16 protein-coding genes and 1 pseudogene are annotated in these 21,436 nt (G+C 68.5%); 9 read left to right on the top strand and 8 right to left on the bottom strand.

Annotated features, from left to right (window positions below):
• The first annotated feature begins 145 nt into the window (after window positions 1–145).
• Window positions 146–1,015, top strand: coding sequence for an alpha/beta hydrolase (locus IOD14_RS06675; RefSeq protein WP_212669863.1), 870 nt, complete (start codon window positions 146–148; stop codon window positions 1,013–1,015).
• Between the two features lie 22 nt (window positions 1,016–1,037).
• On the opposite strand, the gene IOD14_RS06670 is transcribed toward IOD14_RS06675, so the two are convergent.
• Window positions 1,038–1,931 (bottom strand): NYN domain-containing protein, encoded by an 894-nt coding sequence (locus IOD14_RS06670; RefSeq protein ID WP_174269227.1) that lies wholly within the window; start codon window positions 1,929–1,931, stop codon window positions 1,038–1,040.
• Window positions 1,932–2,125: 194 nt separating this feature from the next.
• Between IOD14_RS06670 and IOD14_RS06665 the strand changes: the two genes are divergently transcribed.
• On the top strand, window positions 2,126–2,278 hold the full coding sequence (locus IOD14_RS06665; protein ID WP_123991497.1) for a hypothetical protein: 153 nt from the start codon (window positions 2,126–2,128) through the stop codon (window positions 2,276–2,278).
• A 99-nt stretch (window positions 2,279–2,377) separates the two neighbouring features.
• Here the strand turns inward: IOD14_RS06665 and IOD14_RS06660 are convergent, their stop codons facing one another.
• From IOD14_RS06660 to IOD14_RS06650, 3 genes are all read right to left on the bottom strand, one after another.
• The gene (locus tag IOD14_RS06660) at window positions 2,378–2,983 is read right to left on the bottom strand and encodes a MarC family protein (protein ID WP_123991496.1); all 606 of its coding nucleotides are present in this window, start codon (window positions 2,981–2,983) and stop codon (window positions 2,378–2,380) included.
• An 84-nt stretch (window positions 2,984–3,067) separates the two neighbouring features.
• Complete coding sequence (locus IOD14_RS06655) at window positions 3,068–3,925, bottom strand: PHP domain-containing protein (RefSeq protein WP_212669862.1); 858 nt, start codon at window positions 3,923–3,925, stop codon at window positions 3,068–3,070.
• A gap of 102 nt (window positions 3,926–4,027) precedes the next feature.
• The gene (locus IOD14_RS06650) at window positions 4,028–4,669 is read right to left on the bottom strand and encodes a DUF6758 family protein (protein WP_123991494.1); all 642 of its coding nucleotides are present in this window, start codon (window positions 4,667–4,669) and stop codon (window positions 4,028–4,030) included.
• A gap of 170 nt (window positions 4,670–4,839) precedes the next feature.
• Between IOD14_RS06650 and IOD14_RS06645 the strand changes: the two genes are divergently transcribed.
• Window positions 4,840–6,063, top strand: coding sequence for an MFS transporter (locus IOD14_RS06645; RefSeq protein ID WP_123991493.1), 1,224 nt, complete (start codon window positions 4,840–4,842; stop codon window positions 6,061–6,063).
• Window positions 6,064–6,104: 41 nt separating this feature from the next.
• Here the strand turns inward: IOD14_RS06645 and IOD14_RS06640 are convergent, their stop codons facing one another.
• Window positions 6,105–6,689, bottom strand: a complete 585-nt coding sequence (locus tag IOD14_RS06640; RefSeq protein ID WP_123991492.1) for a suppressor of fused domain protein — start codon at window positions 6,687–6,689, stop codon at window positions 6,105–6,107.
• Between the two features lie 512 nt (window positions 6,690–7,201).
• Here IOD14_RS06640 and IOD14_RS06635 point away from each other — a divergent pair.
• Window positions 7,202–8,320: a magnesium and cobalt transport protein CorA gene (locus IOD14_RS06635; protein ID WP_123991491.1), complete on the top strand. Its 1,119-nt coding sequence runs from the start codon at window positions 7,202–7,204 to the stop codon at window positions 8,318–8,320.
• Between the two features lie 10 nt (window positions 8,321–8,330).
• Window positions 8,331–8,840 carry a hypothetical protein gene (locus tag IOD14_RS06630; protein ID WP_123991490.1) on the top strand — a complete coding sequence of 170 codons (510 nt, stop codon included), beginning with the start codon at window positions 8,331–8,333 and terminating at the stop codon, window positions 8,838–8,840.
• Window positions 8,841–8,936: 96 nt separating this feature from the next.
• Here IOD14_RS06630 and IOD14_RS06625 read toward each other — a convergent pair whose 3' ends face one another.
• Window positions 8,937–9,683 (bottom strand): hypothetical protein, encoded by a 747-nt coding sequence (locus IOD14_RS06625; RefSeq protein ID WP_123991489.1) that lies wholly within the window; start codon window positions 9,681–9,683, stop codon window positions 8,937–8,939.
• Window positions 9,684–9,921: 238 nt separating this feature from the next.
• On the opposite strand from IOD14_RS06625, the gene IOD14_RS06620 reads away from it, so the two are divergent.
• The 3 genes from IOD14_RS06620 to IOD14_RS06610 are packed head-to-tail and all read left to right on the top strand — an operon-like array spanning window position 9,922 to window position 12,997.
• Window positions 9,922–11,208 carry a CBS domain-containing protein gene (locus tag IOD14_RS06620; RefSeq protein ID WP_123991488.1) on the top strand — a complete coding sequence of 429 codons (1,287 nt, stop codon included), beginning with the start codon at window positions 9,922–9,924 and terminating at the stop codon, window positions 11,206–11,208.
• Window positions 11,198–11,821, top strand: coding sequence for a DUF1003 domain-containing protein (locus tag IOD14_RS06615; RefSeq protein WP_212669861.1), 624 nt, complete (start codon window positions 11,198–11,200; stop codon window positions 11,819–11,821). Before IOD14_RS06620 ends, IOD14_RS06615 begins: the two co-directional genes overlap by 11 nt.
• A 42-nt stretch (window positions 11,822–11,863) precedes the next feature.
• A complete protein-coding gene (locus IOD14_RS06610) occupies window positions 11,864–12,997 on the top strand; it encodes an Mrp/NBP35 family ATP-binding protein (protein ID WP_123991486.1) in 1,134 nt (377 codons plus the stop codon).
• 58 nt (window positions 12,998–13,055) lie between these two features.
• Here the strand turns inward: IOD14_RS06610 and IOD14_RS06605 are convergent, their stop codons facing one another.
• Window positions 13,056–13,391 carry a hypothetical protein gene (locus IOD14_RS06605; RefSeq protein WP_212669860.1) on the bottom strand — a complete coding sequence of 112 codons (336 nt, stop codon included), beginning with the start codon at window positions 13,389–13,391 and terminating at the stop codon, window positions 13,056–13,058.
• Window positions 13,392–13,423: 32 nt separating this feature from the next.
• Here IOD14_RS06605 and IOD14_RS06600 point away from each other — a divergent pair.
• Window positions 13,424–13,865 (top strand): annotated as a pseudogene (locus IOD14_RS06600) (tyrosine-type recombinase/integrase); the annotation flags it as partial.
• Between the two features lie 590 nt (window positions 13,866–14,455).
• Here IOD14_RS06600 and IOD14_RS06595 read toward each other — a convergent pair.
• On the bottom strand, window positions 14,456–21,370 hold the full coding sequence (locus IOD14_RS06595) for a polymorphic toxin-type HINT domain-containing protein (protein WP_249125856.1): 6,915 nt from the start codon (window positions 21,368–21,370) through the stop codon (window positions 14,456–14,458).
• Window positions 21,371–21,436: the final 66 nt, after the last annotated feature.

Here is a 21,436-nt window from a genome sequence, read left to right as displayed (position 1 = left end):
GCACCCCTACGCCACCACCCACACCCCCGCGGCGCCCTCTTCCGCACCACCCACCACTCCCGCGGCGCCCTCTTCCGCACCACCCACCACTCCCACACCACCCCTACGACCCGAACCCTCCACCCCCGCCCGCTACCCTCACCCCGTGAGCACCCGTGCCGTCTTCACCCCGCCGCCCGGCGCCCGCGTCCACCCCCTGCGCACCGCGCGCGGCGAGTTCGCGGCGGTGGAGTCGGCCGTGCCCCCCGGTGTCGCCCCGAAGGGCACCGCGCTGCTGCTGCCCGGGTTCACGGGCAGCAAGGAGGACTTCACGCTGCTCCACGAGCCGCTGACCGCGCGCGGATACCGGGTCGTGGCCGTGGACGGGCGGGGCCAGTTCGAGTCGGACGGGCCGCAGACCGACGAATCCGCTTACGCGCGAGGCGAGTTGGCGCGGGATGTGCTCGCCCAGGCCGCCGCCCTGGGCACGCCCCTGCACCTGGTCGGGCATTCCCTGGGCGGTCAGATCGCCCGGGCCGCCGTACTGCTGGACCACTCCCCGTTCCTCTCCTTCACCCTCGTCTCCTCGGGCCCCGCGCAGATCTCCGACTCCCAGCAGCAGCGCGTGAAGCTGCTGCGGGACGCGCTTGGTGTGATGTCGATGGCCGAGGTGTGGGACGCGATCCTGGCCATGGGCCCACCGGAGGAGGTCGGCGGCCCCGCCAAGGGCATCGGGGACATCGCACAGCTGCGCCGCCGCTGGCTCGGCAACAAGCCCGCCCAACTCCTCGCGACGGGAGGCCAGTTGTGCACGGAGACGGATCTGGTCGGCGAACTCGCCGCCGTCCCGCTGCCGTTCCACGTGCTGTCCGGCTCGCAGGACGACACCTGGCCGGTCCCCCTCCTCGACGACATGGCCGTACGCCTGAATGCCCGCCGTACGGTGATCCCGGGGGCCGACCACTCCCCCAACGCCGACCAGCCCCTCCCCACGGCCCACGCCCTGGCCGACTTCTGGGACAGCGTCGGCGCGTAAGAGGTCCGAGCGGCCCGAGGGGTCAGTACTGCCCCTGCAGGTGCTCCCAGAACCCGTCGCGCAGAGCCCGTCGCAGATCGGCCTGCCCCCGCAGGGAGTACTGAAGGAGGCCTTCCGCCTCCACCAGCAGGTCCTGGTCCACCGAGCCCGGCAGATAGGGATGCCCGGGCAGCAGCTCCTGCAGCGCCGCCCGCCCCCGCTCCGCGAGCCACTTCGCGGCGATCTGCGCGCCCACGAAACGGACGTCGTCGCGGGCGGGCCGGGTGGCGGTCGCCTCGTAGGGGACGGCGGCGCGCCGCACGACGTACGGCTTGAAGAAGTCGAGGTCGAGGGTGCGCTGGCTGTCGACCTCCCACAGGAGTGGTTCCGCCTGGTTGCGGCCCTCGGGGGCCTCGATGCCCCACAGGTGGACACGGGCGCCGTAGCCCTGGGCCGCCTCGACCGCCGAGACCAGGTCCTCGTCCCCGCCCAGGAGCGCCGCGTCGCTGATCGCGCGGTGGCGGGCCAGGGACTCCAGGTCGGAGCGGATCAGCGAATCGACGCCCTTCTGCTGGTTGTTGGCGTTGAGGTTGCCCAACCGGACCTTCACGTCCGGGAGTTCGGCGATGGACTGCTGCTCCGCGGTGTGGATACGGCGTCTCGCGCCGTCGTACCAGTAGACCCTCAGCAGTCTGCTGTCGGCGAAGATGCTTCTGGCCCGGTCGATGAGGGCCTCGATCAGGCCCTCGGCGTCGAGGTCGAAGGCACGACGGTCCTCGGTGCCGGTGACGAGGCGTCCCGCGGCCGCGTAGAGGTATCCCGCGTCGACGAAGATCGCATGCGTCGAGGGCGTCTTCGCCACCTCGGCGAGCATGCGTGTGAGCAGCTCGTTGGTGCGGTCGATGCGGGCGCTCAGGGGCGCCAGGTCGTCGTTCATCGCCACCATTGTCCCGGCGGTCACGCTGCGAACACAACCGGTCCCAAGGAGTCTCCGAAGACTCACTTACCGGTCAGTAGTTAGCCGTTCGAAAAATTTATTTAGCGTAGGGAATGTTTGTAACACGCATCCCGTTGACTCCATGTGTACGCAGTAATTCTCCGCAGGAGGATGACCAGACGAAGGGAGAAGCCATGCGCTTCGAAATCATGCGACTCGACGACGTCGACGGCACGCCCGTGGACAGCACTGTCGTGGACGCCGCCTCCGTCAATCGGATCGTTCAGCAGGCCGCCGCGACAGGACAGCGGCTCTGGATCCGTCCCGCCGTCACCACGGCCTCGTAACAGACGGCACAGACGACTCAAGACGACACAGACGACTCGACGACACACACGCGGATCACCGCAGAAGCTTCAGGGCCCCGGTCTCGGACCGGGGCCCTTTCAGCTTGCCCGGATCACCTGGGTGATCCCGTTGATGATCTGCTGCACGGCGATCGCGGAGAGCATCATGCCCGCGAGCCGCGTCACCAGCACGACGCCGCCGTCCTTGATGACCCGGATGATCAGCAGCGAGTACCGCATGACCAGCCACAGCACGACATGGATGGCGAGGATGGCCGCCCACACCGACACCTGCGTGGCGACGCTGTGGGCCTTCTGCACGGCGAGGATGACGGAGACGATCGCGCCCGGTCCCGCGAGCAGCGGCATGCCCAGGGGTACGAGCGCCACGTTCACGTCCTTGGTCTGCTTCGGCTCGTCCGTCTTGCCGGTGAGCAGGTCTAGCGCGATCAGCAGGAGCAGCAGCCCGCCCGCGATCATCAGCGCGGGCACGGAGACGTGCAGGTAGTTCAGGATCTGGTGGCCCAGGAGCCCGAAGACGGCGATGACACCGCCCGCCACGCAGACGGCCTGGAAGGCCATCCGTTTCTGCACCTTGCCGGGCCGGCCGGCGGTCAGGGCGAGGAAGATCGGGGTGATCCCGGGGGGATCCATGATCACGAACAGGGTGAGGAAGAGCGAGCCGAAGACGGCGACGTCGAACATGACGGAACTGGCCTTACAGAAAGTGGTGGAACACGGCGCCGGGCGCGGCCTGCGGCACCGGATGACGGGAAGCGGGGTCGGACCTCAGATTCCGCCGGTCCCCGGGACGGGAAAGGCGCCCGTCGCCCGGCGCGTGATCTCCCCGTACACCTCGGGGTCGGTCGTGTACTCGCCGAGGGCGACCGTCTTGCGGCTGCCGTGGTAGTCACTGGAGCCGGTGACGAGGAGTCCGAGGTCCGCGGCGAGCCCGCGCAGCCGTACGCGCGTGTCCTCGTCGTGGTCCATGTGGTCGACCTCGATGCCGTCGAGTCCGGCGGCGGTCATCTTGGCGATCGCGGACTCCGGGACGGTGCGACCGCGCTTGCTCGCGCCCGGGTGGGCGAACACGGTGACTCCGCCGGCCGCCTTGACCAGCCGGATCGCCTCGAAGGGGTCGGTCTCGTGCTTGGCCACGTGGGCCCGCCCGCCGTCGGCCAGCCAGTCGGTCGTGAAGGCGGCGTCCACGCTCGGCACGACCCCGAGTTCGACGAGCGCGGTGGCGACGTGCGGCCGTCCGACGGATCCGTCCCCGGCGATCCGCGCCACCTGCTCCCAGGTGACGGGCACGCCCAGCTCCTGGAGCCTGGCGACCATCGCGCGCGCCCTGGGCACCCGGTCGTCCCGCACCAGCTCGCGCTCGGCGAGCAGCTCCGGCTCCTCGGGGTCGAACAGGTAGGCCAGCATGTGCATGGACACCCCGTCGATCCGGCAGGACAGCTCGGCCCCGGTGACGAGGGTCAGGCCCTTGGGCAGCGCGGCCACGGCCTCGCCGTGCCCACGTGTCGTGTCGTGATCGGTGAGGGCGACGACGTCCAGCCCGGCAGCGGCGGCGTTGCGCACCAGCCCGGCGGGCGTGTCGGTGCCGTCGGAGGCGGTGGAGTGGGTGTGCAGATCGATACGCACGACGCGGACTCCAGACGCTGACGGAACACAAGAGGACGCTCAAGGATAACCGGATTTTCCAGCTCCCCTGTCACACCCGCAGCGCGGGTACGCCCCCTACAGTCAGGGCTTCAGCAGCCGGGGCGACAGCGCCCCGCAGGGCACCAGCTCGACCTCGGCCCCCGCATCCCGCAGATCCGTCAGCACCAGCTCGTCGTACATCAGCAGTCCGGACTGCTCGGGCCAGACGACCGCCCACAGCCACATCCCGAGCGCCTCCCCCGCGAACACGGCTCTGTCCTCAGGTGCTCCCGAGACATGCCACAGCGGGGTCGGCCGACCGGCGGCCAGCACCTTCGCCTGGGGCGGTTTCTCCACGCTCATGTACGGTCCCGGATCCGGTCCGTCGATCCCCGCGTAGCGCGCCCCGAGCCCGACCCCGAGCTCCTCGGCGACCAGGATCAGCTCGCCGACGCCCCCGAGCGGTCCGGGTCCCGTGCAGGCCACGGCCGTGGCGCGACCGCCGCTTCGGTCGTCACCCGCGCAGGCCACGCCGGTGAACAGCCAGCCGACCGGCAGCGGCCACGGCATCCACACCGGCACCTGGGTGCGGTGCACCACGACGTCGAGGGCCTCGACACTGGGCGGGATCACGGGCTGCAGCGGATGCACGGTCCCGTGCAGATCGCACTGCCAGGCATCGGCGAAGAGTCCGGGAGCCCTGACCCGGCCACCACACTTCGGGCAACTGGGTTCGCCCCTCATAGGGCCCCACGGTCCTACCCTCGCCCCCTCACGTCAAGGACGATCACCCGTCCGGAGGGAAGCGGTTCGGCGGGCATCACCGGCCGGAACTAGATGCCCCTTGCATTTATTAGCCGACCTAACTTAGTATGTGTATATACCAACTATCTCAGAGGAGTGGAGGACCGACCATGGACCCCTTCGATGCGGGAGCCGGCGGCATCCTGCGCCAGCCGAAGGCCGTGTGGGCGACGGCGGGTGCGTCCGTCGTCGCCTTCATGGGCATCGGACTCGTGGACCCGATCCTGCCGTCGATCGCCCAGGGCCTGGACGCCACGGCCGGCCAGGTCTCCCTCCTGTTCACGTCGTACTTCCTGATCACCGCGATCGCGATGCTGGTCACCGGCTTCGTCTCCAGCCGCATCGGCGGCAAGAAGACCCTGCTGCTCGGACTCGCCCTCGTCGTGGTCTTCGCGGGACTCGCCGGCACCTCCGGCACGGTGGGCGAACTGGTCGGCTTCCGGGCCGGCTGGGGCCTCGGCAACGCCCTGTTCGTCTCCACGGCCCTCGCCGTCATCGTCGGCGCCGCGGCCGGCGGCAGCGCGGCGGCGATCCTGCTGTACGAGTCCGCCCTCGGCCTCGGCATGGCGTGCGGTCCGCTGGTCGGCGCCCTGCTCGGCAACGCCAGCTGGCGCTACCCGTTCTTCGGTACGGCCTTCCTGATGGCGATCGGCTTCCTGTGCGTCACGGTGTTCCTGAAGGAGCAGCCGAAGCCGGCCCGCAAGACGTCGCTGCTCGACCCGATCAGGGCACTCGGCCACGGCGGGCTCGCCTCGGCAGCGGTCTCGTCCTTCTTCTACAACTACACGTTCTTCACCGTGCTGGCCTTCACGCCCTTCGTGCTGGACATGACCCCGTACAAGTCGGGTGCCGTGTTCTTCGCCTGGGGTGTGCTGCTCGCCGTCTTCTCGGTGTTCGCCGCGCCGCGTCTGCAGGAGCGGTTCGGCTCGCTGAAGGTGCTCGGCGGCTCGCTCGTCCTGCTCGCGCTCGACGTGCTGGTCCTCGGCTACGGCAACCACACCGCGGCCGTGGTCTGCACGATCCTGTCCGGCGCCTTCATCGGCGTGAACAACACGGTCTACACGGAGCTCGCGCTCGGCGTCTCGGACGCCCCGCGGCCCGTGGCGAGCGCCGGCTACAACTTCGTGCGCTGGTTCGCGGCGGCCGCGGCTCCCTACTTCGCGCCGAAGATCGAGGAGTGGACCGACATCCACGTCCCGTTCGTGGTGGCGGCCGTGACCGCGGTACTGGGCGCGCTCGTGGTCGTCGTACGGCGCAAGGCGCTCACGCACGACGCCGAGGAGCTGGAGACGCGACACGCGACCGAGGACAGCGTCACCGTCTTTGCCAACTGAGGCCTTACGGACACCACTTGGTGAGCTTGCTCACGCAAGGCTCACTCCAGCGGGACGGACTTCCGGGACGGATCCCTGAGGTCCGTCCCGTTCGTCAGCCAGCGCTCCTGGAGGGCCTGGGCGCCGTGCACGCGCTTCCAGGCGGCCTCGTTCGGCGTCATCGGGAGCAACGGCAGGAAGTGCACCGGATCGAGGGGCTCGTCGAGCTCCAGGTCCTCGACCAGTCCGCCCGGCTCGGCGACCAGGACCGAGGTGAACGGCGCGCCGGGCCACAGGGGTTCGCCCACGTCGAGCGAGGCCCCCGGAGCCACGACCACGCCCTCGACCTGCGGGGACGCGGCGAGCACGGCGAGCGGGCGGAGCACCTTGTCGGTGTCGGCGAGCCCTCCCCGTACGGAGATGACCAGTTCGGCGCGCGGGCCCTTGACCGGGTCGGCGAGCACCGCGGTGGGGTCGCTCATCGGCTGGGCGGACATGCCGAGGGTGGCGTAGCGGACGACGTCCCCGTCGGTGAAGCGGAGCACCTCGATGCGGTCCGTGCCCAGGAATGTGACCGCCGCGCGCGCGTCCGGATCGCCCAGCGCACTGCGCAACCGGGCCTCGACGAGAGGAAGAACATCTGCCATGCGGCGAGCATAGAACTCGTCAGTACCGGGCAAAGCAGCGCCTTGACACTTCGGCCTGCTGATAGTCTGGCCCGGTCGTCGGGGCAGCACTCTGAAGCGTCGCGCATCGAGTCCCGACGCCAGTGAGACTCCCTTACGGGAATGGATCGTCCCTTACGAGGGACCGGCCGGAGGAGGTGGGGCTGTCATGGATCGAAGTCGACCTGGTAGTACCACTCGTTCTTCCGGCCGCTGATGCAGCTCTGTGACTTTCGGCAACCGCCGCCTCTCACGTTCGCGTCTTCGTGCGGAAGAGCACTTCGTTCGTTTTGCCTGATCTGTCTGATCGCCAGCAGTAGCTGAATCAGTAGCGAAGCTCGCCACCGCGACGGTGCGGTGCTCCCCGCTTTGTGGACGTGCCAAACACCCTTCCCCTGCCTCAAGGGCGGGGATACCCCTTGCAGGACGTCCCCATTCCGGGTAGTTCCATCCCTCGCCGGCGCCCTTTGTTGCCCGTCACGAAGGAGCCTGCCATGTCGATGATCCGTGACCTGCGTGCCGCCGTGCGCCCGTCGCGTCCCTCGCTGCGCAAGGACACCGGCGCGTACGACGCGACGCGCGACCCCTCCACGCCCTCCGCCGTAGTCGACTGCGCGGTCTACCGCGACGGCCGCCGGGTGGAGACCGACTGCCAGCTGGGCCCGCACGAGGCGATGCGCCAGGTGCGCCGCGACGGCGGGTTCGTGTGGATCGGTCTGCACGAGCCGAGCGAGGCCGAATTCTCCGGTATCGCAAGCGAGTTCGGGCTGCACCCGCTCGCCGTCGAGGACGCCGTCCAGGCCCACCAGCGGCCCAAGCTGGAGCGTTACGACGACTCCCTGTTCACCGTCTTCAAGACCATCCACTACGTCGAGCACGACGAACTCACCGCCAACAGCGAGATCGTCGAGACCGGCGAGGTCATGTGCTTCACCGGCCGGGACTTCTTCATCACCGTCCGGCACGGCGGCCAGGGCTCCCTCAGGGCGCTGCGCCACCGCCTCCAGGACGACCCCGAGCTGCTCGCCAAGGGCCCCTCCGCGGTGCTGCACTCCATCGCCGACCACGTCGTCGACGGCTATGTCGCGGTCGCCGACGCGGTGCAGGACGACATCGACGAGGTCGAGACCGAGGTGTTCACCCCGGGACGCGGCGGCAAGGTCTCGCGCGGTGTCGACTCGGCGCGCATCTACCAGCTCAAGCGCGAGGTGCTGGAGTTCAAGCGGGCCGTCGCCCCACTGCTGCGGCCCATGCAGCTGCTCAGCGAGCGGCCGATGCGGCTCGTGGACCCCGACATCCAGAAGTACTTCCGGGACGTCGCCGACCACCTCGCCCGCGTCCAGGAGCAGGTCCTCGGCTTCGACGAGCTCCTCAACTCGATTCTCCAGGCCAACCTCGCGCAGGCGTCCGTCGCCCAGAACGAGGACATGCGGAAGATCACGTCCTGGGCCGCGATCATCGCCGTACCGACGATGGTGTGCGGGGTCTACGGCATGAACTTCGACTACATGCCGGAGACGCACTGGCGGTTCGGCTACCCCGTGATCATGGCGATCACCGGTGTCATCTGCATGGGCATCCACCGCACCCTCAAGCGCAACGGCTGGCTCTAGAGTGGGCGCCATGGCAACCGAGCTGCTCGACCGGGCCCTCATCGAGGAGGCCACCAAGAAGTCCGGCCTCGTCTGGGTCGAGGGGCCCGGATCGCCGGCCCGTGCTCTGTGGCATGTCTGGCACGAGGGCGCGGCCTGTCTGGTCGGCGACGGGCCCGGTGAACAGCCGCTGCCCGGGCTGACCGACGGCGGTACCGCCGAGGTGACCGTCCGCAGCAAGGACAAGGGGGGCCGGCTGGTCTCCTGGGCGGCGAAGGTCGTGGAACTGCCGCCGGGGTCCGAGGCGTGGGAGGCGGCCGTCGGTGAGCTCAAGGGGAAGCGGCTCAACGCCCCCGACGGCGAGGCGATGACGGACCGTTGGTCGCGGGAGTGCCGGGTGCTCCGGCTCGAACCGACCGGGGTCACGGCGGCGCTGCCCGAGGGCGACCTGGCCGAACCGCCGCTGCCGACACCGGCGACCACGCGTGAGCCGATCCCGGCGGGGCTGCCGCGGCTGCTGATGAAACGGCGCAAACGCTAGGCCGGCGGCTGCTGGTTCAGCACGTCGGCACTGCTTCACGGCGTCGTCGGCAGCTGCTTCAGGATGCCGGCACCTCTTCAGGACGCCGGCACCGCTTCAGGACGTCGGCAGCTGCTTGCCGTAGTCCACCGTCTCGTCCTTGCCCGGCTCGGCCAGGGGGAAGTCCTTGCCCCAGGCGGAGAAGGTCAGCGTGCCCGCGCCGCCCGCGCGGGCGAGGCGCAGGGGGTACGGCTGTCCCTCCAGGGAGACGTCCAGCGTGCCGCCGTCGCCCTTGTCGCCCGTGATGCGGATCGTGCGGGTACCCGCCTGCTCGTGGTGGCCGTCGGTGTCCAGGCTGCCGTGCAGCGTCAGAAGTCCGTCGAGGAGAACGTCCTTGTCCGTGAAACCACTGAACTTCTTGTACGCCGGGTCGCCCGACGGCACCTTCACGTACTTGCCGTCGAGCTTGTCGGCGGCCGCGTCCGACTCCCCGCCCTTGCCGTCGGCCTGGGTCCAGAAGCCCGCGTCGGCCTTCAGGTACAGCTCCTCGCCGATCCGCAGCAGATGGAAGGTGGCCCCCTCCGCGGTGACCGATCCGGAGCCGCCGTCGGATTTCAGGCGCATGTCGAGTTTGTATGTGCGCCCGCTGGTGACCACGTTCCCCGACAGGCGCAGCGCGTCGGCGGACTCGGCGGCCGCTCGCGTCTTCGACTGGATCTGTTCGGCGGGCAGTTTGCCGACCCCGTTCGTGCCCGCGTCGGGGTCCTCGCTGCAGCCCGTCAGACCCGTTCCCGTGACGACCAGGGCGCACATCGCGCCCACCACAACGGTCCTGCGGGTACGGCCCTGGGGAATCGCGGTCACGGGTGGGGCTGCCTTTCCGACGAGGGTCCTTCAGCGGCGTACGGCAGCGTACCGGGGCCCCGGGCCCCGGGCGGAGCCAGTCCGTCCGGACTGCTCACCAGGGCGTATCCGATCGGTACGGGCTAGCCTGAAGCCCTCCCGAGCGGGCAATCCGGACAACGACCGACGAACAAAACACCCCGTACGCACACCCGTACGCGGCCTCGTACACAGCCTCGTATGCAAAGGAAGCACAGCCATGGCAGCCGGAGCCCCCCGGATCTTCGTCTCGCACCTCGCCGGTGTCGCCGTCTTCGATCCCAACGGTGACCAGGTGGGCCGCGTGCGCGATCTGGTCGTCGTGCTGCGCGTCGGGCGCAGGCCGCCCCGGGTGCTCGGCCTGGTCGTCGAACTCTCCACCCGGCGCCGCATCTTCCTGCCCATGACCCGGGTCACGAGCATCGAGTCCGGCCAGGTCATCACCACCGGTGTGCTCAACGTCCGGCGCTTCGAGCAACGGCCCACCGAGCGCCTGGTCTTCGGCGAGCTCCTCGACCGGCGGGTCACGCTCGTGGAGACGGGCGAGCAGGTCACCGTCCTCGACGCGTCGGTGCACCATCTGCCGGCCCGCCGGGACTGGGAGATCGACCGCGTCTTCGTCCGCAAGGGCGGCAAGGGCGGGGCGTTCCGGCGCAAGGGCGAGGCGCTGACCGTCGAGTGGTCCGCGGTCACCGGCTTCACGCTGGAGGAGCACGGACAGGGCGCCGAGAGCCTCCTGGCCACCTTCGAGCAGCTGCGCGCGGCCGACCTCGCCAACGTCCTGCACCACCTCTCCCCCAAGCGGCGCGCGGAGGTGGCGGCCGCCCTCGACGACGACCGCCTGGCCGACGTACTGGAAGAGCTCCCCGAGGACGACCAGATCGAGATCCTCGGCAAGCTGAAGGAGGAGCGGGCCGCCGACGTCCTGGAGGCCATGGACCCCGACGACGCGGCCGACCTGCTCTCCGAGCTCCCCACGGAGGAGCAGGAGCGGTTGCTGAGCCTGATGCAGCCCGGCGACGCGGCCGACATGCGGCGCCTGATGGCGTACGAGGAGCACACGGCGGGCGGTCTCATGACCACCGAGCCGATCGTCCTACGGCCGGACGCGACCGTCGCCGACGCGCTCGCCCGGGTCCGCAACGCCGACCTCTCCCCCGCCCTGGCCGCCCAGGTCTACGTGTGCCGCCCGCCGGACGAGACCCCGACCGGCAAGTACCTCGGCACGGTCCACTTCCAGCGGCTGCTGCGCGACCCCCCGTACACCCTCGTCAGCTCCATGGTCGACGACGACCTGCAGGCCCTCGATCCGGACGCGACCCTGCCGGTCGTCGCCGGGTTCTTCGCGACGTACGACATGGTCGCGGCGCCCGTGGTCGACGACTCGGGCTCGCTGCTCGGCGCGGTGACCGTGGACGACGTACTCGACCACATGCTGCCCGAGGACTGGCGGGAGACGGAGTTCGACGCGGAGGGTGCGGAGGGGGTGGCCCACCATGACGCCTGAGCGCGAGACCCCGAACCGCGAGCGCAGCTCCGCCGGTGCCCGCGAACGCACTCCGTCCGGCGCCACGGCGACGAGCCGTCCCCGGGCCCGCCTCGACCAGCCGCGCCCGCCGCGCCGCAGGCTGCTGCCCGAGTGGGACCCTGAGGCGTTCGGACGCCTGTCGGAACGCATCGCCCGCTTCCTCGGCACCGGCCGGTTCATCGTCTGGATGACGATCGTCATCATCGCGTGGGTGCTGTGGAACATCTTCGCGCCCGGTGACCTGCGCTTCGACAACTACCCGTTCATCTTCCTCACCCTGATGCTGTCCCTCCAGGCCTCCTACGCCGCCCCGCTGATCCTGCTCGCGCAGAACCGGCAGGACGACCGGGACCGGGTCAACCTGGAACAGGACCGCAAGCAGAACGAGCGGTCGATCGCGGACACCGAGTACCTGACCCGCGAGATCGCCTCGCTCAGGATCGGCCTCGGGGAGGTGGCGACCCGTGACTGGATCCGCTCGGAGCTCCAGGACCTGATGAAGGAGCTGGAGGCGAGGCAGCACGACGGGCATGTCACATTCCCGTCAGAACGGCTGAATCGGCCGTCGGGACGTGACGTAGAAGACCGTTGACGGGCTTACTGGAGGGCCTGCCGGGGGCCGTACCATCGTCTTATGGCTAGCGAAGACGCGGTGCGCGAGGCACTGGCGACGGTGAACGACCCCGAGATCAACCGCCCCATCACCGAGCTCGGGATGGTCAAGTCGGTCGAGATCGGGGCGGACGGGGCGGTCGCGGTCACCGTGTACCTGACGGTCTCCGGCTGTCCGATGCGCGAGACGATCACGCAGCGCGTCACGGACGCGGTCTCCGCGGTGGAGGGCGTCACGCGCGTGGACGTCACGCTCGACGTGATGAGCGACGAGCAGCGCAAGGAGCTGGCGACGGCCCTGCGGGGCGGCCAGACCGAGCGCGAGGTGCCCTTCGCGAAGCCGGGCTCCCTCACGCGCGTGTACGCGGTCGCGTCCGGCAAGGGCGGCGTCGGCAAGTCTTCGGTGACGGTGAACCTTGCGGCGGCGATGGCGGCGGACGGCCTGAAGGTCGGTGTCGTGGATGCCGACATCTACGGCCACTCGGTGCCGCGCATGCTGGGCGCCGACGGCCGGCCGACCCAGGTCGAGAACATGATCATGCCTCCGTCGGCGAACGGCGTGAAGGTCATCTCGATCGGCATGTTCACGCCGGGCAACGCGCCGGTGGTGTGGCGCGGCCCCATGCTCCACCGCGCGCTCCAGCAGTTCCTGGCGGACGTCTACTGGGGCGACCTGGACGTCCTGCTGCTCGACCTGCCCCCCGGCACGGGCGACATCGCGATCTCGGTGGCCCAGCTGGTCCCGAACGCGGAGATCCTGGTGGTCACCACGCCCCAGCAGGCGGCGGCGGAGGTCGCCGAGCGCGCCGGCTCCATCGCGGTCCAGACCCACCAGAAGATCGTCGGCGTGGTCGAGAACATGTCCGGCCTGCCCTGCCCGCACTGCGGCGAGATGGTCGACGTCTTCGGCACGGGCGGCGGCCAGTCGGTGGCCGACGGCCTGACCCGCACGACGGGAGCAACGGTCCCGGTCCTCGGCTCCATCCCCATCGACGTCCGCCTCCGCGAGGGCGGCGACGAGGGCAAGCCGGTCGTCCTGACGGACCCGGACTCCCCGGCGGGCGCTGCGCTGCGGGGGATCGCGGGGAAGCTGGGGGGACGGCAGCGGGGGCTTTCGGGGCTTTCGCTGGGGATTACGCCCAAGAACAAGTTCTGAGACGGGAGGAGGCCCTGCGGGCGAACCCGGCAGGGCCTCCTCACGGACCGTCGTCGAACTATTCGGTGAGGAAGACGATCCTCATCCGACTTGCCAGCCCGGCCTCATCCGCCAACACCTTGACCCGGACCTGTCCCCTACGCCTACGAACGGTGAAGCGCACCACATCGTTGGCGTCATGAATCGTGATCGAGCCTGTATTTGTAGCGATCTCGCCGTCGAAGTAGACCACCCCGTCTGCACGACCCGAATCCGACTCAAAGATTCCGAGCTCCACCGGACCGTCCACTGAAGGCTGGACCGACAGGTAGACGGAATCGGGGCCGGCGCTCACGTACTCGGTAGCGGGATCCCAGTCCTCGTGCAGACAGGCGCTCTCCGGGTCCTCGACCATGACAAACACATGATCGACGAAAAACGTGGCCCCGCGCCTCCGAACGTCGCATCGCCCTCCCTACCGAATGCGTCAACTCGCTGAAGACTCACCGGGAACAGCAGGAGGAAGCACGCCGGGCCGCGGGAATGGACTGGTTGGACAACGGCCTCGTGTTCACCACCGGTAGTCCTCTCGAACCCGCCAATCTCACCCGCAGCTTCAGCCGACTCCTCCACCGGGCCGGGCTCCGCCGCATCCGGTTCCGCGACCTCCGACACTCGACCGCCACCCTGCTCCTGGAACAGGGCGTCGATCTTGTCATCATCAAGGAACTGCTCAGCCACGCTCACATCGGCGTCACCGTCGGCGTCTACGCCCACGTCCGACTCCGACTCCGCCTCCAACGCCAAGCCATCGGACACCCTCGGCAACGCCCTCGCTGCCCAGGACGACGACCCTGACGACCCGCCCGCAGCAGCCGTCGTCCGCTGACGTTGCCGTCACCTTTGCCGTCAGACGCCCAAGAAGCCCCCCGGAACGAATCCGGCGGGGCTTCTTGCGCTCCGAGAGGGGGCGATTCACCGCTATGTCAAGACGAAAGGCATCACGCAGAGACGAGAACCTATCGTGCCGTTCGACTTGCCGGACAGATCCCCTCCGTCAGAGGTTGTGGATCACCACGACTCATCGCCCGTCAGAACGATGATTACCTCATCAGGCTCATCGGTTCCGTCTCCGTAGACGTCGACCCGATTATCTACATTCGGAACGGGAATCAGCAGTCTCACCGATTCGTTCGGATCCGAAATTTCGAGGGATGCCTTGGGGAGAGTCAGATTCCCTGAGTACACAAGGACCTTTCCACTCGGCTGGTAAGGCCCCTGCACACATTGGACTGACGCCGGACCACTGGCAGCTTGCTGCACCGCAATGAACAAGGAGTCCGGACCACCGTGCACTACGTCAGCAGCCGCGTCCCAGCCTGCATGGTTGTCGACACTCCCAGGCGCGGCAGCAACAACCAGACCGTGGGCGAACCTTGTCGTGCACGAGGCGAAGAGCATCACTAAATCCACCTACAGTCATGGTTTCCACACCGGGAAGTCATAGTACTCCTTGAGTAGCGTGCGCACGATCCCGCCCTGCTGTTTGGAACATGCCTTGCAGTGCGGATACAGAGTCCACGGACCGTTGGGCGCGAGCTTATTCGGCGGATTGTGGTCACCAGTCCAGTGACCGTCTTTGTATCCCGATTCGGTCGCCCCGCATGATGCACAGCCATTTCGGTCACCGAACTCGTTCATCATCCGCTGCTCGTGAGCGAGGACAGTGTCACCGCGTTCAGCGGTCACTCCTTCTGCTTTCTGGCCCTTTATTGCCGGCCCAAGAGTCACATTGCAGAGCGAATCTTCGTTGACGTTGTGCACGAGCACTGGTGTGGCCCCCGCCAGCACATAGTACGTGTGCAGCTCACCGACAGTGAGGTTGTGCACAGTCGCCGTCAGGGCAGTCCAGCGCTTCACCGCAGTGATCTGGACACGTGTCCCTGAGCCGGTGGTCAGCCACTCTCCCGCGCGCAGGTCGGTGGCGTCGATCCAGTCGTGCAGCTCCGGCACCCAGAAGGGGTGTCCATCGGTGGCGGTCACGGAAGCCGTCTTCTTGCCCTGCTTGCCGTCGATGTCGACGGTGACCTTGACGAGGTGTTTGAGGCCTACGCCCTTGATCTCGGCGGTGACCTTTTCCGGCTTGGTTTCGCCGGACTCCGGATCCGTCGCCAAGACCTCGTCACCGATCTTCACGTCCGTGATGGCTTTGGTCGTGCCGTCAGCCATCAATACTCTGGTGTCGGAAGTGAAGCTGTTCGGCTTCTTCACCGGACACGACGCACCAGCGAGCTCTTTGAGGCGTTTGGCTTCCTTCCGGCTCGTCCGCCATTCGCTGAAGGTGTCCAGAAGGTCATCGCCCAGACCCACGACTCGCTTTGCCAAGGCCGCAGCCTTGTCCCACCGGAACAGGTACTTCTTCGCCAGCTTCGCCAGCGGCCCGCCGCCCAGGAAGGACGACACCACGTTCAGGGCCGTGTTTCCGCAGGCCGCGAGGTTGCCCGTGGTGAAGCAGTCCAGGGCGTCCGTGATGCCCAGTTCGTCTGCCGCGATCTTGCCGAGTTCCTTGGCGATCGCGATCGCCTTCTGCTTCGCGGAGTCCTCCGCGTCGCGGGCGAGGTCGGCCTTGGCCTGGGCTTCGGTGTAGGTGCTGTTGCCGCCGCTGGTGTCCGCCTTGCCGTCGCCGTCGCTGTCGACCGCGCCCGAGTGCTTCTTCGGACCCGGGCCGCACTCGTTCCAGCCGCCGATGCAGTCGGCCAGTCGCAGGCCCGAGGCGTCGCTGTTCGAGACCGGGCTGTTGTTGGCGTATGCGTAGCCGTTGATCTGCTGGGGGTCGGTGTAGTCGATGATCGGGTCGGCCGAGATGAAGCGACCGGTGTCCGAGTCGTACTCGCGGGCGCCGAGAGTCGTCAGGCCCGTGGATTTCTGGACCGTGCCGCCTACGAAGCCCTTGTCGTTGACCCAACCCGTGGCGGACGACGTCGACGCGTCCCTCGCGTTGCCGAAGGCGTCCATGCGGCGGCGGGTCGTGGAACCCGTCTTCGCGTCGACCGCCAGCTCCGCCGTGCCTTGGTGGTCGGAGGCGAGGAAGTGGACGCCGTCCGCCTCCCGCATCGCGACCGTCGTGCCGGCGAAGGTGTAGTAGCGGGTGGCCGTGACCTTGGCGGTGGACTTGTCGTAGTGCAGTTCCGTGCCGGGCAGGTAGAACGTCTTCTCGGTCGGCGTGTCCCGGAGGAGCCGGGAGCCCTGGGCGTCGTACTTGTACGTCGTCACCGACGCGTCCGCGTTCGTGACCTGCGTGAGCTCGCCCTGCTTGTCCCAGGTCAGCGACTGGGTGTCGCCGTCCAGGACGCGCTTGGTGGTGTTGCCCGAGGCGTCGTAGACGTAGGTGTCCTGGGACGTCACCTGCGGGGTCGTGCTCGTCGCCGCGGTCTGCTGCGTCACCGACGACACGGTGTGCGGGCCGGATGCGCCGCCGTTCGGGCCGGAGCCCGTCTCGCCGTACTTGTAGGTGCGGCTGGAGGTGGCCGTGCCGCTCAGACCGTGCCGGACCTCGCTGGTGCGGTTGCCGAGCGTGTCGTAGCCGTAGTCGGTCCAGTACGGGGAGACTCCCCCGACGGTCGACGCCGAGGCTCCTGACGCGCAGGACGCGTCCGTACTGCCCGTGCCCTTGGCGCCGTTCGACGCGACCGACGACGTCCAGGCCGAGGAGACGCGGCCGAGACCGTCGTACGCGAAGCACTGCACATCGCTCGTGCCGCCAGACGGCGTGTCCGCGATCGAGAGGATGTCTCCGGCGGCGTCGTAGGTGTAGTCGGCGTCGTAGGCGACGGCCGACGCGCCCTCGACGCGTACCGAGGAGTTGGTCAGACGGTCCGTGCCCGCCTCGTAGTAGTTGTTGATCCAGGTCTTCTTCGCCGTCGACTCGCCGGTGTACAGCTCCAGCGTCTCCAGATTGGAGGTCGGGGAGTACGACGCGTCCGTGACGTACCTGAGGCCGCCGAGGGAGGTGTTGAGGCCCACCGGGCGGCGAAGGTCGTCGTAGACGTTCGTCACCGACTCGCCGGAGAGATCGGCCACCGCGGGCAGGGTCTGGTGGTCGACCGTGCCGTCCTGGTTGAACGCGACCCCGAACTCGTACGTCCCGCCCAACTGCGGCTCGGCCGTCTTCGACAGGTAGTACTTCGTCGTGAGGGGCTGGTAGTCGTTGTTGACGTCGAGGGTCGGGTAGGTCACCGAGGAGTAGACCGCGCCGTCCTTGTAGGTGTAGACGCCGTACAGCTCGCCCTTGTAGACCGAGTCGTACTTGGACACCGACAGCCTGGTGCCCGTCGTCGGCTCACCCTGCCAGGTGGAGGCCACGCGGCCCAGTTCGTCGTAGACCGTCGAGGTCTTGTTGCCGTTGACCGTGACGGACGTCTGACGGTCCAGTACGTCGTACGTGAACGAGGAAGAGCCCGTGTCGGGATCCGTGGCCGTCCACTTCCGGCCCAACTGGTCGTAGGTGTACGTCCAGTTGTTGCCCTTGTCGTCCGTCACTCTCGTGAGCCGGCCGGCCGCGTTGTAGCCGTAGGAGGTGGTGACCGCGGCGCCGTCCGCCGGGTACTGAAGCCGGGTCGTGGTGCGGTCCCGGGCATCCTTCACGACGGTGGTCTTGACGCCGCCCTTCGGCGGAGTGGTCGTGACGCGGTCGCCGCCGTACGTGTACGTCGTGCGGTACTTCTCCGTGCCCTTGACCTTGAAGATCGAGGCCGTGGTGCGGCCGGCTCCGTCGTACGACGTGACCGTCTGGGCGTTCAGGTCCGCGTCCACTGGGTCGAACAGTGTCGAGGAAGGGGCGCCCGAGGTGAAGTAGGTGTCGTTGACCTGCACCACGCGGCCCAAGCCGTCGTAGAGGGTGTCGGCGATCATGCGGCCGCCCTCGCCCTCGGTCTGCTCCTGACGGGGCCTCAACCAGCCGTCGTACAGCGACCATTCGCTGCCGTACGACGTCCCGTCGTTCTCGATCTTCTGGGTGTGGACGGCGGTCGGGTTGTCCTTGCCACGGATCAGGTACTCGTACTTGATGGACGGGGTGAAGTTGTTCCCCTTGGGGCGGTCCTGCAGCCACACGGAGACCAGGCGGCCGAGGCCGTCATAGGCGAGGTCCGTTCGCAGGCCGTTCTGGTCGACCTTTGCCGTCGGCTGGCCCCAGGCCGGGGCGTACTCGGTCGAGGTCGTCCAGCCGTCGACGTTGGTGACGACGGCCTTCGTCGCCAGGCCGTACGTGTCGGTGTACGTGGTCGAGGAGGTGTACTGCGTCGACGACGCCGCCGTCTCCGCGTCCTTCACCACCTTCGGGCGGCCGTAGTCGTCGTAGGTGGTCACGGCGGTCGTCTGGTACGTGGCCGTGGTGCCGTTGTGCGACTGCAGCCGCTTCGTCATGGTCGGGTCGCCCTTGGTAGGCGCCGCGCCCAGAGTCGTCGAACCGTCGTAGTACGTCAGCTCGTCGGAGATGACGTCCTTGGCGCGGTTCGGGGTCGAGGCACAGTCGACCCCCACCTTCTCCACGCGGGAGACGAGCGAGTAGATGTGCGCGCTCGCGCTGTCGGCGTACTCGGTGCGGGTGCACTGGTTGTCGGCGACACCGACCTCGCCGTCGTCGTCGACCGTCAGCGCGCGCCCGGTCGAACCGTCGTACGTCGTGGTCGACTTGAGGTGGCGCCAACCGCCCGCCGCGAGTGCCGTGTACGTGTCCGTCGAACCGGTCGCGACATAGCGGGCCTGGTACGTGGCCCAGTCCCGGACCTCGGTCGCGGTCACCGCCGTCCATGGAACGGTCACCGACTTCTCGGTGACCGCATCACCGTCGTAGGTGATCGTCTCCAGCTCCTGGCCGGCCTTCCAGTCGGAGTCGTCGTAGGAGCCGCCGGTGGAGTCGGTGACCTTGACCGACCGGGTCGCGCCGGCCTTGTCGACGTCACCGTCGAGGCCGCGGAAGAAGACGTGCTCCGTCTTCGTGTTGGACGCGGAGTTGGTGCCGGCCGACGTGACGACCTGGACCTTGCCGTACCCGCGCCAGTCGCTCCAGGTGCGGTACTCGGACTTGGTGATGCCGTCGGCCGGAGTCTTCCGCCAGCCCGCGTCGCCGACGTAGGTGTAGGTGGTGACCTGGTCGGCGTTGTCGCCGACCAGGTCTGTCTGTACGACGGAGCCGACGACGTACTTGTGGAACCAGTCGGTGATCGGGTCGGTGACACCCGGCGGATTCCACTTCACCGGGAAGCAGCGCTTGACGGAGGAGTCCTCCGCCGGGACGTTGCTCGTCGTGCACTGGTTGCCGGCGTAGTTGACGCTGAGCGCACCACCGCTCTCGTTGAGGACGCCCGACAGCCGGTACCGGTAGAAGGGCAGGAGGTTGTCGCCTGACTCGTCGACACGGTTGGGGAGTTGGGTGCCGTACAGCTCCACGGACGGGACCGAGGCGTCGGTGCCGACCTTGCCCGTGTGGTCGATCTTGTTCAGCCACAGGGACTTCGAGGCGTCACCGTTGTCGGTGAAGATGTGGGTGAGTCTCCACTCGTCGACCGGGGTGTAGGCCGAGTCGCCGGTGCGGATCTGCGTGGTGACCTTGGTGAGCTTCTTGCGGGTCCAGAAGGTCGGCGAGTTCTGCCCGGGGCACTTGGTGCCCGCCTTGCAGTTCTGGTCCCAGGGGACGTCCGGCCAGTCGGCGGCCGTGGTGTCGGTGAGGGCGCCGGCGGAGCAGTCCGTGAGGGAGCCCACGCAGCGCTCGGCCGTGGTGAAGACGACCTGGGCGGCCGGCTTGGTGGAGTACACCTGCTTGTCGCGCTGACCGTAGTCGATGCGCTTGAGGTAGCCGCCGCGGATGTAGGCCTTGCCGTTCTCCGTGGTCTTCAGGCCCTGCGTGTAGTAGTTGGTCTCGGTGCCGTAGAAGTACGAGAGGGCATTGCCGTGCGGGTCCACGACGTAGTCGAGGTTCCAGCGCCAGGCCTGGGTGCAGTACGCGTTGGCGAAGGTGGCGTTGTAGCAGGGCTCGCCGTCGTCGTCGCCGTAGACGGGGACGGTCCAGGTGGAGCCGGTCTCCTCGTTGCCGCTCGCGTAGCCGGTCAGCCGGTTGAGGCCGAACCAGTACTGGGTGCCGTCGGCGGTGGTGATCTTCCAGTACTCGCCGTTGTCGTCACCGTTGGTGGTGCCGGTGAGGTGTTCGACCTTGGAGTTGTCGTCGGAGCTGATCCGCCACTCGCCGCTCTTGTCCTTGACGAGCCTGCCGGAACTGCCGCCGGTCAGCGAGATCGTGGCGTTGTCGAACGCCCAGCACTCGTCGCCGTTGGTGTCGGCATGACCGTCGTCGGCGCAGGGCTTGTAGCTGCGCTCGATGTAGCCGGGCTCGTAGGAGAAGCCCTGGCCGATCCAGGAGCCCTGGTTGTTGGTGGTCGCCGTCTGGCCGTCGATGGACTGGGAGTTGTAGCTCAGGCCGATGGTCGGCTGCAGGCCGCCGGGGACCGGCGGGGTGGTCATCGGGTACGACCACGTGAAGGCACCGGAGCTGGTGTCGACACCCCACTGGGAGGACTGCGCGAGGCTGGTCGCCTTGTAGGAGCCGCCGTCGCCGCTGCTGCCGGAGGTGGCGGCCACGACGGTGGCCGAGGAGGCGGAGGAGTCGGCGGTGCCGGCTTCGAGGAGCTGAGTGGAGGTGCCGGACGTGTCAGCGGCCGCCTGGACGGTCGCGGTCAGGGTCTGATCGGCCCGGTCGTTCGACGTCTTGAGATACGTCGGCGTCGAGCAGGCCTTCTTCTCCGGCGTGGTCAGGACACAGGACGGATAGGTGGCCAGCCGCAGCCGGGAGCCGTAGGAACCGCCGAAGGCGTCGGCGAAGTCCGAGTAGTCCAGGGCTATCCGTGCCGGTCCGGCGGCTTCGCCGCCGTCGGTGCGGGCAACAGTGAACAACACGCCGTCCACGCCCGCCGCCTCGGTGGCCTTGCGGCCCAGCACCTCCAGACGGACGGAGTCGGCCCCCTTGGCACCGCCGGCCGCCTGCGCGGTCAGGGGCAGCCCCTTGGCCTTGCCCGCCTTGCCCGCCTTGCCCGCCTCGCCCGTGAGCTCGACCTCGGCGCTCCCGGCCGCCGGCCAGTGCGCCTTCTCGGTCTTCCTGACCGCGGCCTTCTCGGCCTGGTCGGTCTTCTTGAAGGTCTCGGGGGTGGCGTTCTTGCCGCGCACCGGGTCGTCGAGGTCGGTCTGCGACTTGGGGCGGGTGAGGCCGCTGTCGGCGGTGGCGGTGGGGGCGTACTGCGGGAGCAGCCCTATGGACAGCGCGAGGCCGAGGACCATCGCGGCCCGTCTGCGACCGCGTCGCCAGGCCGGTCTCGGGGACCGGAACCAGGGAGGCGAGGACATCAACTCTCCAAGTTCGTAGGGGGAATGGGGGGTTTGGTACGCACGTCGAGACGGGCGGGCGGCATC

The sequence above is a fragment of the Streptomyces sp. A2-16 genome, assembly GCF_018128905.1.
Taxonomy (GTDB): Bacteria; Actinomycetota; Actinomycetes; order Streptomycetales; family Streptomycetaceae; genus Streptomyces.
Note: the sequence above shows the minus strand (reverse complement) of the source record. Positions and strands in the feature narration are given on the sequence as shown.